Origin of the sequence: Arcticibacter svalbardensis MN12-7, assembly GCF_000403135.1 — a bacterium.
GTDB lineage: Bacteria > Bacteroidota > Bacteroidia > Sphingobacteriales > Sphingobacteriaceae > Arcticibacter > Arcticibacter svalbardensis.
This window is the reverse complement of record NZ_AQPN01000127.1, coordinates 1-12,605: the sequence shown is the minus strand read 5'-3', so window position 1 is coordinate 12,605 and position 12,605 is coordinate 1. Positions and strand designations below refer to the sequence as shown.

Genomic DNA, 12,605 nt, shown 5'->3' with positions numbered 1-12,605 from the left:
ATAAGTCCTTTTATTTTTAACCGAAAAATTTAAAGTATAGGTATAATTTGAAAGGGAACTACTTCCGTTCTCATTCTCAAGTTGTCCACTAGCCGAGCGGAGAATGTGCGGAGAAGGTGCGGTTCAGGTGGGTATAATCTGCGCAATATTCAATACCCTGGTAGTACCAATTAAAGGGTTGAAATAACGAATAGTAAGGATTTAATAAAAATCCGACTTATAGATTAGAATAAAATGGATTTAAAATTGCTTTTTACTGAAAAGGTTCTACTTTTATTTCATGAACATGCTGGATAAACTAATATACAAGGTAACGTGCCGTTTAACTAGTTATAAAGGAAAAAAGGAGGCTTCAAACGTGCGCAATAATATTTTGACCTATTTTAGTGCCAATCCCCCCACCGATCCTGAATATCAGCAGGCAGTAGCTTATCTGAAGAATCATCAGCTAGGTGTGTTTTTAGGAACTTTCAGCGATAAATATAATTTTCATGATATTGAGGTTTTTAAAGACCCGTCAAACCATCTTTCTTTTGTCAATCATCAGGGTCATCGTTTGTACTTTAAAAGGTCATACAATATCACCACGATCAAAATGCTTTATAACGGATTGCTTAAAGAACAGGATCCCGATTCCCCTCACCGTTATACCAATGCGCAGTTTTTCCTTAAACAGGGAGACATTCTTTTCGATGTAGGATCAGCCGAAGGGATCTTCCCACTTTCTAATATTGATCTCCTTGGAAAGGTCATCCTCTTTGAACGCGATTCCGAATGGTCAGAAGCACTCCAGGCAACTTTTGCGCCATGGAAAGGCAAAGTGCAGATCATTTCCAGATTCGTTTCCGATAAAAACGATTCGGATAATATCAGCATTGATACCTTTATTGCAGAAAAATCAATAGTCCCCAATTTTGTTAAAATTGATGTAGAGGGGGTTGAAGATCAGGTATTGAAGGGAATGGAGCAGACCATACAACAATATCATCCTAAAATAGCGCTCTGTACGTATCATCAACAAGGGGATTTTAAACGATTCAGTGCCGAGCTTGCTGAAAAAGGATATAAAATTGAATCTACTAAAGGGTTAATGTATTTCTTGAGCAAGGATAAAGGCGAAACACCTCAACCTCCATTTTTTAGAAAAGGATTAATAAGAGCAACCCATTAAGTTTCTTAGTCGATCATGGTGTGACATTTTTAGTGCTGGTTACGGAAGTAAACCAGAGATATTAGTTATCCATTCCGATCACTTTTTTAACCTTTACAAGGGAACTATCGATCAAATTGTTAATATCCTGTGAAAACTTCGAATAATATACAGTGCCTCCAAATAATACAGTCACCAGTCCTGTTCGCATAATTCCATCAGCAATGAAGTTCGGTAAGGACGGAATGAAATGAACCAGATAATAAGTGACTACACCGGTAAGAAGTACCAAAGGTGTATTGTAATTGAAGGGCTGAAACTTAAATACAAAAAGGATAAACAGGTACCGGGCAAGGTTAAAAATGAAAAAGGTAAGCGCTGAAGCAATAGCTGCACCGGTTATTCCATAAAGAGGAATGAAGATCAGGTTTGCTCCTATGATAATTGCGATCAGCGCAAAGTTAAAAAAGGAATCATATTTGTAATACTTTGACGTAGAGAGAATCACACCGTTAACCCCTGTTGAAGCATCAATCAGGTATCCCAGACCTACAAAAAATATTACATACCTACCCGAAGCATATGCAGGTGGCAGTACATGGTAAATATTATCAATGTTCACCCAAATCAGCGTAAACAGAAATAGGGTGCTGATAATCTGACTAATACAGCTTTTACGATATACCGAAGCAATGCTTTCCATATTATTATCTTTCCATGCCTGGGCAATAACCGTATAGGCTATGCTATACAGCGAACGTGCCGGTAAATTGATAATAGTGGCGAAAGCAATAGCTAACGTGTAAATCCCAGTATCGGCCAAACCAAACGCCTTGTTGATCATGTATTTATCGACATTAATTATAATAAATGGAGAAGCACCTGTTAGTATTCCAAAAATAGACAACTGAATCAATTGCTTTCGGATGGCTGGAGTAAGGAACTTAATATGAATCTGAAAGGAAAGCTGATTTCGCTTATGTAAACGGTACATCAGGATCCCTGTAGGGATAATATTGGCAAGTAGCCATGCCCACATGAAGTCTTCAAAATCCAAAACCGAAAAGAGAAGCAATAACAATGCAATCAGCACAAATACGCGTTGTGTAAATTCCCTTAAGATTCGGCCTGTTGTGGTATCATACAACATCCTTATATACAACTCAAACACATTGAAAAATACAGTGAAAAAAGTTAAAGGGATCAAATACCAAAAATACTGGTCAAACAGGGCGTTTCCCGAAGTCTCCGGCTGTACAATCTGGTCTTTAAATAAAATCGCCAGCACCACGAAAAGGGCAAACCCAATTATAGAGATTAAACAGGCGAGTCCCAGATACCCATGATCATGTGTTTTCTCATCTCTAAAATAAGGAAAAATCCTTGCGGTAGCATTAAATCCAAGCACCGAAAACTGGGCGAAAAGTATAGGAAATGAACTTAGAAGGCCAATTAAGCCTACTTGTTCGGGAGTCAGTACATTCGGTTGTAATAAGTAAACGGAAAGAAATCCAATAAATACGCCCAGATAAGAGTAGAAGGTTCCTTTTATAGTTTGCTGCTGAATAATTCCCATCAGAAATTAAGGTGGTTTTTAGCTTGTAAAATCTTCTTATCTATCGTAAACTTGCAAGGATAAGATGTCAAAGATAACATATAATATTTGTGTGTTAATTGTTACCTATGGTGATAGGTGGTTATTATTAAAGCAAATTCTAAACCGTGTAATTAGCCTTGAGGAGGTTACTAGTATCATTGTTGTAGACAATGCTTCCGCTTATAGCGTTGATGCTCACTGTAGGGAATTGCAGGACCATCGGATTCATGTAATTACCAATGCAGATAATAAAGGCTCTGCAGGAGGTTATAAAGTCGGAATGGAATGCTTCATCAACCAAACTGACGCTGATTTTCTCTGGCTTCTGGACGATGATAACCTTCCCCATACAGAGGCGCTACAGCAACTCCTTAGTGCCTGGGAAAATAACAGCAATATCTTAAAGCAAGATCAGCAAGCCTTATTTTCTTTACGGCTTGACCGCAAACAGCATCTCAATATTGCCCGGGGTGAGAATGCAAATCGTTATTACAGGGTTCCCAATAGTTTTATGGGCTTCAATGTTTTTCAAATTCCCGTTAACCAATACTATAAGTTCCGCGATAAGTTTCGCAAAAACAGACCCTTAAAAGCACTTGCCGTAATGCCCTATGTTCCCTATGGTGGTTTGTTTTTACACCGGCAGCTGATGCAAAAGATCGGGTACCCCGATGAACGCTTTTTCTTATATGCCGATGATTCTGAATATACTTACCGGATTACACAGGCTGGAGGAGCTATATGGCTTGTTTCCAGTAGCCAGATCGAGGATATTGACCGCTCTTACGGTGTGACGTACGTAACAAAGCCATGGCGCTCCATCTTTTTGGATCAATGGAGCTTCCGCAGTTATTACCAGGTACGCAACAGTATTTTCTTTAATTCCAACACTGCTGTTACAAACCCCCTTATATATCAACTGAATAAATCTTTATACTTGTTTGGCCAACGGATCATCAGTATCTTAACTGCCAAACAGAAAAATTACACTAAATTTTTAAAAGCGGTCCATGACGGATTAGCAGGTAATTTAGGACTCGTCAATACAGAAGAGTTATAATTTAAAATCAGATCTATGCAAAATTTTGCTCCTATCGCACTTTTCGTTTATAACCGTCCTGACCATGCTCGCCGGACCATTAACTTTCTGCAGAAGAATTTTCTGGCTGATGAATCCCGTTTATTTATATTTTCCGATGGAGCCAGAGCTGGTGACGAAGAAAATGTAAAAGCTGTTAGAGACCTCATTAAAAGTGTAGATGGTTTTAAATCTGTTGAAGTGATCAACAGGGATAAGAATTTTGGATTAGCAAATTCCGTTATTGATGGTGTGACCCGATTAACCCACCAATATGGGAAGGTAATCGTTTTTGAAGATGATGTCATCACTTCTCCGTTTACGCTTCAGTATTTCAATGAAGGATTAACAAAATACCAGGGCGTAGAGCAGGTGATGCATATCACCGCTTTCATGTATCCCCTGAAAGCGAATAATCTTCCCGAAACCTTTTTACTACGCATAGCGAGTAGTCAGGCATGGGCAACATGGGATAGAGCATGGAAGAAATTTGAACCCAATATAGACACCATTATCTCTAAGTTCGATACCAGTTCAAAATACCAGTTTCAATTAGAAGGATCAATGAACTTCTGGAAACACGTGATGGAGTTCAAACATGGAAGGAATAATTCATGGGCCATCAGATGGTACTCTTCCGTATTCCTCAACAAGGGACTTTCTTTAAATCCGGCCATATCGCTTATAGAAAATATAGGGCATGACGGTACAGGAGTACATTCCGGCGTAAGCACCATTTATGCAGGAGAGATGAATAATTTCAGGATTTCTAAATTTCCTGATGTAATTAAGGAAAATGAAACCGCCTACAGGGCAGTGAAAGATTTCCTGAAGCATCGCAAAGGAACCTATCTTCAACGCGGAATCCGGTATTTAAATCATGTAATCACCAAGTGGAAAATTAATGCCCATAATAAATAAAAAGCGATTGAAAGTTATACATCTCAATACCTATGATGGCAACGGAGGGGCAGGAAGGGCGGTATTACGCCTCAATCAGGGGTTAAAGCTACTTGGTATCGATTCGCAGGTTATCTGTCTTTACCAGTTTAATCCGCAATCCGGTGTAACGGCCATTTCGAATACATTAGTAGGCCGCATCCAGGCAGTGTGTAATATTCTTGCAGAGCGCTTTTTGATTAAGCCCTTTTTAAAGGGAAAGCAAATTCCCTACTCCCTGCAGCGTTTCGGTATTTCACCCTTAACGATAAAGGTCCTTCAGGATGCTGATGTCATTCATATCCATTGGATCAATCATGGCTTTTTATCCCCATCGAAGATGGCTGAGCTGGCTCAACTGAATAAGAAGATTTTCTGGACCCTTCACGATAGTAATCCCATAACCGGTGGTTGTCACGTGCGTTACGGATGTACTAATTTTAAGCAGGAATGTGGAGAATGTCCCGCATTAAAATCCCCATCGGCAAACGATCTTTCGCACCGTACCTGGCTTGCGAAAAGTAAAGCTTATCGGAAATTCGATTTTACATTTATTGCCCCTAGTGTTTGGATGGGACAATGTGCTCTTGATGCCTCACTTTCTGCGAATAAGCAGGTACGGGTCATCTCCAATGCATTGGAAACCGATATTTTCAGGCCTTTAAATAAAGCGGAATGTCGCGCTGAATTTGATATAGATCCACAGGCACAAGTGATTCTTGCAGGATATATGCCATCCGAATCGGATCGTCATAAAGGACTTCCGGAGCTTAAAGAAGCAATTACTCATTTATTGGCGCATCCAGGGGTGGACAAAGGCAGGATGATCCTTTTATTTTATGGCAGTAATGCCGAAGGTGATTCTCTTGATATCCCTATTGCCCATCGTTTTATGGGTAAAATAAGTAGCGATTTAGTATTAGTCAAGTTGTATAGTCTTGCCGATGTATTCGTTTTCCCTTCATTGGAAGAAAGTATGGGTTATACCGCCCTGGAGAGTTTAGCTTGTGGAACCCCTGTTGTCGCATTCCGCACATCGGGTGTAACCGATATTGTGCAACATGGCATTAACGGCTACCTTGCCTCGCTAAAGGATACAAAAGATTTAGCGAATGGAATTTATACGATCCTGAATAATCCTGATTATGCCGGTCTTTCTGCAGCTGCAAGAAAGTGTGCATCAGAAAATTTCAATCTGGAAACTATAGCGCAAAAACATTTAGATCTTTACCATGAATAATCAGGATCATCAACCCGTTCTAAGTGTCATTACCGTCGTGTATAACAACGTAAAGGCTATTGAACGCACTATTCTTTCTATCATCAACCAAACGTATCCTGCTATTGAGTACATTATCATAGATGGCAATTCAACGGATGGTACCATGGAGGTCATTGCGAAATACCAGTCTAAAATTACCAAACTCGTTAGTGGAAAAGATGCAGGAATCTACGATGCGATGAATAAAGGACTGGCGCTGGCCACGGGTGATTATGTTTTATTTATGAATTCCGGGGATGAGCTTTATGCTCCTGATACCGTAGAGCAGGTATTTGCCTCTGCAGAGAATGCGGATATCTATTATGGAGAAACGGAAATGTATAATGAGCAATGGGAAAGTCTGGGACGCAGAAGACATGAGGCACCTACTACTTTTACGCACGACAGCTTTCGCTATGGCATGAGCATCTCGCACCAGGCCATTTATATCCGAAGATCTTTAATCTCTCCCTACGACCTGCAATACCAGCTCAGTGCCGATATTGACTGGATCCTCAATGCTGTACAGAAAGCAAAGAAGATCAGTAATACCAATCGTTATGTTGCCAAATATTTGGTAGGAGGGATGTCGAAAGCTAAACACCGCCAAAGTCTGCAGGAACGTTTTAAAATCTTCACTAAACATTATGGTTTAATCCCCAACCTGATTAATCACGTGGTCATTGCCGCAAAGCTGATCAGTTATTACCTGAAACATAGAAAGACAAACGATTAAGGGATTTGTAAACAATCTTAAACTCAATTTTTAGTTAAGATTGCCTTATAGATAATATCCTGAATTCGTCCGCGAATGTTTAAAGTCTGCAACTTATTTCCAATCACTTCCGGATATACCCGGTTAGAAAGAAAGATATAGATCAGGTTATATTTCGGATCAACCCAAATGCAGGTGCCCGTATAGCCAGTATGTCCAAAAGTCTGATCAGAAGCCAATGCAGAAGGATAATGCAGTGTAGTATCCGGATCCCAGCGGTCAAAACCCAACCCCCTTCTGCTTACAGTGGATTGTCGCGAAGTAAACAGATTGATAGTAGCGGGTTCAAAATAGCTGCGGCCACCGTAAGTTCCCTTGTTCAATACCATCTGAAATAAAATGGCCAGATCATTTGCGTTGGCAAATAAACCGGCATGTCCACTTACCCCACCTGCCATTGCTGCTCCCGGATCATGAACAAAGCCTTGCAAAAGCATATTCCTGAACCAGCTGTCTTTCTCCGTAGTAGGAACGATACGGTTTTTAGGGAAACGGTTCCTTGGTAAAAAGCCTGTAGCCTGTAAGCCCAGAGGATTGTAAAACTCCTTTAAGGTATACGCATTTAGCTTTTCATGGGTAGCTTTTTCAATAATTTCACGCATGAAATACATGCTCAGGTCGCTGTATACATATTTGCCCCTTGTTACTACTTTAGAGTTTAGCATCTCCGGCCACATCACCTCATCAAAGTAATTCCCCCTGATGAAATAGCCATCAGCCACTTTAATACTATAGAATGACGATGAATCCTTGCTCGTGTCTGAAGGTTTTAAATGCTCATAAAAGGGAATAAAAGGAGTAAATCCAGCCTGATGCAGCATTACTTCTCTAACCGCAATATTTTTTTTATCAGGAATGCTACGGGTTAAGGCAATGTACTTGCTGATAGGGGAGTCTAATTGAATGCGCTTTTGCTCATATAGCCGCATCACAGCCATTGTTGTAGCCGATATTTTGGTTACAGAAGCCAGATCGAAGATGTCATTTTGTTTCATGACTTCATTTCCATCATAGGTATGCTTTCCGTATGCCTGGTGAAATACCACTTTACCATCTTTTACGACCAATACCACGGCTCCCGGCATAGCACGCGCTTTAATGCCTTCTTCAACTACGGCATCAATAGATCTTAGGGCCTGGCTATTGATGCCTGCATCTTCCGGTAATGTATATTGGAGCCTGATTTTACTGATTGAAGTACCAGCACCTTTTTTATAACCGGGACTAAAAGTTTCCTGTAATCTGTTGGATGTGCTCCTGCCGCCAAAAATTAATTGCGCGGCTACAGATGCTCCAGACTGAGTATCCGATTTGTACCAAAGCACAGGTGTGGTCAATGTATTCAGTCTGGCCAGACTCTTTCCGCGGCCGGTAAACACAACCACTGCTTTGCCTGTCTTGCTTTTTTCCTGAATCAAATTAATCAGATCTGCGCTGACTGGTGTTTGATCTGAGAGTGCAAAGATGATGAAGTTATAGAGTTTTAGTCTGTCATTCAGCGCATTGTATCCATTGGTGCCTTTAATCGTATCGGTATTAAAAGCATCAGCGGCATAGTATTTATTAACCATACTATCCAGCAAAGCAGCGTTTTTAAAATGGATATGAACGGTTGCAATTTTAAGATCCTGTAAGGATACTAACGGCAGGAGCTGACTGCCGTTAGTTAAAACTACAATCTCTCTGGCTGCTGTCTGCTCTTCCTGAAGCAATTTTAAAGGAGCATTTTGCGCCCAGATTACAGATACAGCGGACAATAATATTAAAACCAAAACGATAGCCTTCTTCATCAATAAATTTATAAATTTAAACCCTTCAGTTTTAGATAGCAGGGTCAGCAGGTGTATTTGAATTATTCAGGCGTTCCTGATCCGGATAAGGATAAAAGACGCGGTTACTTTCTGTATTATTTGTCGGAGGAGTCGGGCGTCCAAATCTGCGTGTATCTTCCCACTTTAACCCGCTTAAATACAATTCAGCACACCGTTGTTTATATACTTCTAATAATAGGGCATCTTTCGAAATGGCACCACTATATGCAGGTAACCCAGCGTTTACTCCAAATGGATCGCCAGCAGTTTGTGTCCTTACTTCATTAATCAGCGTTAAAGCATCAGCAAGTAAACCATTGTTTCTTAAGATTGCCTCTGCTTTGATCAGCTTAATTTCGTCAGTTAAATACACGGGGATAGGGGATGTTTGTGCCGAAAAACCAGACAGAGTAGCTACCACATCTGTGTTTACAGTAGCTGTTGGTGTAGTCAGATAGAATCCTAGACGCTGATCGGCAGCTTCAAATAGATCAGCACTTAAACCGAAATTAGCACGGGGTCGGTATGATTTAGTTACCCCAAAAACGGTGTATAGCGGATTGATCGTTAGTGTATTATAAACAAACTGCGATTTTTTAGTCAGATCAACCAGATTGGCTTGAGTTAATGCATCCTGATAACGACCGGCCATTAGGTTATAACGCGCCAGCATTGCATATAGCGTGTTTTTTAAATCAAAATCAGCACCGGTTACAGTAGATGTAAAAGTAGCTGATGGAGGTGTAGTGTTTACCTCGTTCAGGCCCTGATTAAGCAACCGGAGTACTTCCGTCATTACCTCAGCACGGCCTACAAATGTTACTTTATCCGTAGTGCTGGTATTTAAATTCACCTGCTCAAAAGCACTGGCCAGTTCAGCAAGCGCCATCGCTTTAAAAAGATAAGCCTGTGCCATGATTCCACTTAACATCGTGCTCTCCAGCGTAGTTATTTGTGGGGCATTGTTGATAATGCTTTCGCTCATTTGCATGATGCGCTGCATGTTAGACCAGTAGCTTAACGTAGCCGCGTTGTTTGTGGAGATTGTTGATCCGCCGGCTTCCAGCTCAATAGTGGTGAGGCCCGTAGAAACGCCTTTAATTTCACGGGAAGTAACAGAAGGATAAACCAAATTGGAGGTCAATCCTGATGTGGAATAAAACTGGCGTTCACCAATACTCAGGGCAATGATCCCTTCACGGGTAGTTGTCGCATCTGCATCAGTAGCTGCATTCGGATTCACCTGATCAAGCTCGCAGGAGGAGAGAACCGATAATAAACCTGCAATAAGCAGGGATGAAGTATATCTATAACTGTTTTTCATGATTGTCTTTTGAATAATGTTTAGAAGCTTAGATTAAGAGCCAGAGCTATTGTTCTTGGTATAGGTACCTCAACAAAGTCAAATCCACGTACTGCATTGCTTTGACCTGCAGCATTTGTTTCCGGATCAAAACCACTGTAATTGTCAAAAGAGAACAGGTTTCTGCCAGAAAGGGTTACCCGCATGTTATTGCCTTTCAAAAACTGAGGTTTCATCGCATAGGAAACAGATACTTCGCGTATTTTTAGAAAAGAGCCATCCTCAATCCAGTTTTCAAAAATTGGAAATAGCGCAGCAGATGTGCCTTTCGGGACTTCACCCTTTAACTCAGCCTCGTAACCTTTTAATCCTCCATATAAATCACGGTCACCAACCCTCTTCGTAAAGTTGAAGATATCGCCTCCCACAGAAGCATCAAGTTGTGCCCTGAATGACCAGTTATTGCCAACGGACACTTCATTAATAAACGATCCTGTCCATTTAGGATTAGGATCGCCAATAACCTTTAACAAAGTAGCACCGGTAGGTTGTCCAGCAGAAGTACGTCCTACTCGTTCAACCTGTGGTAATCCTCCTGTCGTTAGTAATAAGGAACCATCTGCATTGCGGGCAAAACTAGCACCATAAAACGTACCCAATGCATAACCATTTACAGCAGCTACCGCTCCAAAACCATTGGAAAATGTGACTAAGCCACCTGGTATATCAAATACTTTGTTTTTGTTGATGGAGAAGTTGACAATAGAGGTCCATTGTAGATTTTTACTTTTAACCGGTACACCTCTTAATAATACTTCCAGACCTTTATTGGTCATGTTGCCAATATTTTGGAACTGGCTTATGAACCCTGAACTTAAAGACAGGTTAGCTTGCAACAACAAGTCTTCCACATCTTTCTGGTAGTAAGAAAACTCAAGACCTAAACGGTCATTCAGGAAACTGGCGTCTATTCCCACCTCTTTTTCGATCTGTCGTTCCGGCTTAATATTTGCGTTACCTAATAAACCAGGAGAGGCGATACCCGGTAAACCACCAACGGATACAGTGGAGTAGCTGGTGATTCGATCATAAGGCCCGATAGCAGTCAGGTTACCCGACTGGCCATAAGAAGCCCTTAACTTTAAACTAGGAATTACGGTAGCTAACGAAGAGTTTTTCCAAAAACCTTCTTCAGAAAGAATATAGGCTACACTGGCCTTAGGATAGTATTGCCATCGCTCATTAGATCCAAAAACAGAAGCTGCGTCATTTCTAATGGCACCGGTAAGGAACAATTTATCTTTAAAACCTAAGGTCTCCTGCAAATAAAAACCTAAGATGTTCAATACGGAACGGTTTTCAACGGAGAGAATAGTTGCGCCGTTGGAGGCTACCTGACTCACAGGACCTAATTGAGTAGCCGTTATGGAAGAACTATTTACATGTTCAGTTTGTGCGGTAGCGCCGAAACCTGTTGACGACTCAATAGAAGAACCTATTTTTGTTTTATAGGCTACGTTTAAATCATTGTTCAACAGCAGTGCGATCCGATCCGCACGGCGTGAATAACCCTGGTTATAGGATGGTGTTGTATTTCCAACCGGAATAAAACCTGTACCCAGCTGAGTGGAGTTGTCATAGCCTAAAATGTAGTTTACAGACAAACCTTTAGCAGGAGTTGTCGTTAATTGCAGATTGCCAATCACCCTGCTTGTTTTTTGAGAAAAGTCAAAACGATTAACTGCCTCAAGTGGATTAGTACGACTTAATATAGCGATAGGCGCCGTAGAAGGATAGATTCCAGTAACCGGATCAGGCTGCGGATTAATAAAGTTATTGCTAAAAATGAAGCCGGTCAGTGCACCATAAGCCTCATTAATTCCACCATTGGGAATTTCCTTACTGCCGCTAAGCGAGTAATTGAAATTAAATGTTGCTTTTAACCATTTATTTAATGTTTGATCTACCCTGATTCTCCCACCCCCTCTCTTAAAATCAGAGCCGTTTACAATACCCTGATTTCCTAAAAAAGAACCGCTCATAAAATATTGGGTGTTCTCTGTGCCTCCGGATACCGAGATATTGTTTTCTGTTCCAATGGCTCCTCTGAAAATATCAGACTGGTAATCATACCGTTCTACTGCAGTTTGCGATAAATCAGTAACCGTCGTATTCGTAAAGCGGAAAGGGTATTCATTGTATTCTAACTTTTTACGAAGCGAATTCGATCTGAACTGTGTAGAAAAGTTAACAACCGGTTTTCCAGCCTTACCTCTTTTAGTAAACAGTTGTACTACACCATTGCTCGCTCTGGAGCCGTAGATTGCTGCCGCTGCTGCACCTTTAATAATTTCAATATGGTCAATATCTGCCGGATTAATGTCCACCATACGATTCTGACTATATCCTCCAAGGTCAAGCAGCTGATCCGAGCTATTGTTGACAATTACACCATCTACAATGTACAATGGATCACTGGAACCAACTACTGTGCTGATTCCGCGCAAGCGAACACTGATTCCGCCGGCAGGGTTCCCTGAGTTCTGACTGATTTGTGCACCAGCAATTTTACCCGACATGGCCTGATCTACCGATGTTGCCGTACTATTCTGGATGTCTCTGGCTGACACCGTGGAAATTGCATTACCCAGTTGCCTTTTGCTCGTTGCAACGGCTGTACCTGTTACCACT

The 12,605-nt window shown here is 41.0% G+C and carries 9 protein-coding genes; 5 read left to right on the top strand and 4 right to left on the bottom strand.

The annotated features are described in order from the left end of the window. Positions 1-286 precede the first annotated feature (286 nt). Positions 287-1,171, top strand: a complete 885-nt coding sequence (locus ADIARSV_RS17170; RefSeq protein WP_016196910.1) for an FkbM family methyltransferase — start codon at positions 287-289, stop codon at positions 1,169-1,171. A 61-nt stretch (positions 1,172-1,232) separates the two neighbouring features. Here the strand turns inward: ADIARSV_RS17170 and ADIARSV_RS17165 are convergent, their stop codons facing one another. Beyond that, positions 1,233-2,726, bottom strand: coding sequence for a polysaccharide biosynthesis C-terminal domain-containing protein (locus ADIARSV_RS17165; protein WP_016196909.1), 1,494 nt, complete (start codon positions 2,724-2,726; stop codon positions 1,233-1,235). A 64-nt stretch (positions 2,727-2,790) separates the two neighbouring features. On the opposite strand from ADIARSV_RS17165, the gene ADIARSV_RS17160 reads away from it, so the two are divergent. The 4 genes from ADIARSV_RS17160 to ADIARSV_RS17145 are packed head-to-tail and all read left to right on the top strand — an operon-like array spanning position 2,791 to position 6,761. Further along, on the top strand, positions 2,791-3,807 hold the full coding sequence (locus ADIARSV_RS17160) for a glycosyltransferase (RefSeq protein ID WP_016196908.1): 1,017 nt from the start codon (positions 2,791-2,793) through the stop codon (positions 3,805-3,807). A 15-nt stretch (positions 3,808-3,822) separates the two neighbouring features. Further along, positions 3,823-4,746 carry a glycosyltransferase gene (locus tag ADIARSV_RS17155; protein ID WP_016196907.1) on the top strand — a complete coding sequence of 308 codons (924 nt, stop codon included), beginning with the start codon at positions 3,823-3,825 and terminating at the stop codon, positions 4,744-4,746. Between the two features lie 7 nt (positions 4,747-4,753). After that, positions 4,754-6,004 carry a glycosyltransferase gene (locus ADIARSV_RS17150; protein ID WP_016196906.1) on the top strand — a complete coding sequence of 417 codons (1,251 nt, stop codon included), beginning with the start codon at positions 4,754-4,756 and terminating at the stop codon, positions 6,002-6,004. Then, positions 5,997-6,761 (top strand): glycosyltransferase family 2 protein, encoded by a 765-nt coding sequence (locus tag ADIARSV_RS17145; RefSeq protein WP_040300501.1) that lies wholly within the window; start codon positions 5,997-5,999, stop codon positions 6,759-6,761. Before ADIARSV_RS17150 ends, ADIARSV_RS17145 begins: the two co-directional genes overlap by 8 nt. A gap of 23 nt (positions 6,762-6,784) precedes the next feature. On the opposite strand, the gene ADIARSV_RS17140 is transcribed toward ADIARSV_RS17145, so the two are convergent. The 3 genes from ADIARSV_RS17140 to ADIARSV_RS17130 all read right to left on the bottom strand — a co-directional run. After that, positions 6,785-8,590 carry a serine hydrolase domain-containing protein gene (locus tag ADIARSV_RS17140; protein ID WP_016196904.1) on the bottom strand — a complete coding sequence of 602 codons (1,806 nt, stop codon included), beginning with the start codon at positions 8,588-8,590 and terminating at the stop codon, positions 6,785-6,787. Between the two features lie 31 nt (positions 8,591-8,621). Further along, positions 8,622-9,935, bottom strand: a complete 1,314-nt coding sequence (locus ADIARSV_RS17135) for a RagB/SusD family nutrient uptake outer membrane protein (protein ID WP_016196903.1) — start codon at positions 9,933-9,935, stop codon at positions 8,622-8,624. Positions 9,936-9,955: 20 nt separating this feature from the next. Next, a partial coding sequence (locus tag ADIARSV_RS17130; protein WP_040300499.1) for a SusC/RagA family TonB-linked outer membrane protein occupies positions 9,956-12,605 on the bottom strand: 2,650 nt, incomplete at its 5' end.

Coding starts and splice junctions, on each gene's coding strand:
- ADIARSV_RS17165 (WP_016196909.1), bottom strand. CDS start 2,726: ATGGGAATTATTCAGCAGCAAACTATAAAAGGAACCTTCTACTCTTAT.
- ADIARSV_RS17145 (WP_040300501.1), top strand. CDS start 5,997: ATGAATAATCAGGATCATCAACCCGTTCTAAGTGTCATTACCGTCGTG.
- ADIARSV_RS17135 (WP_016196903.1), bottom strand. CDS start 9,935: ATGAAAAACAGTTATAGATATACTTCATCCCTGCTTATTGCAGGTTTA.
- ADIARSV_RS17160 (WP_016196908.1), top strand. CDS start 2,791: ATGTCAAAGATAACATATAATATTTGTGTGTTAATTGTTACCTATGGT.
- ADIARSV_RS17140 (WP_016196904.1), bottom strand. CDS start 8,590: ATGAAGAAGGCTATCGTTTTGGTTTTAATATTATTGTCCGCTGTATCT.
- ADIARSV_RS17170 (WP_016196910.1), top strand. CDS start 287: ATGCTGGATAAACTAATATACAAGGTAACGTGCCGTTTAACTAGTTAT.
- ADIARSV_RS17155 (WP_016196907.1), top strand. CDS start 3,823: ATGCAAAATTTTGCTCCTATCGCACTTTTCGTTTATAACCGTCCTGAC.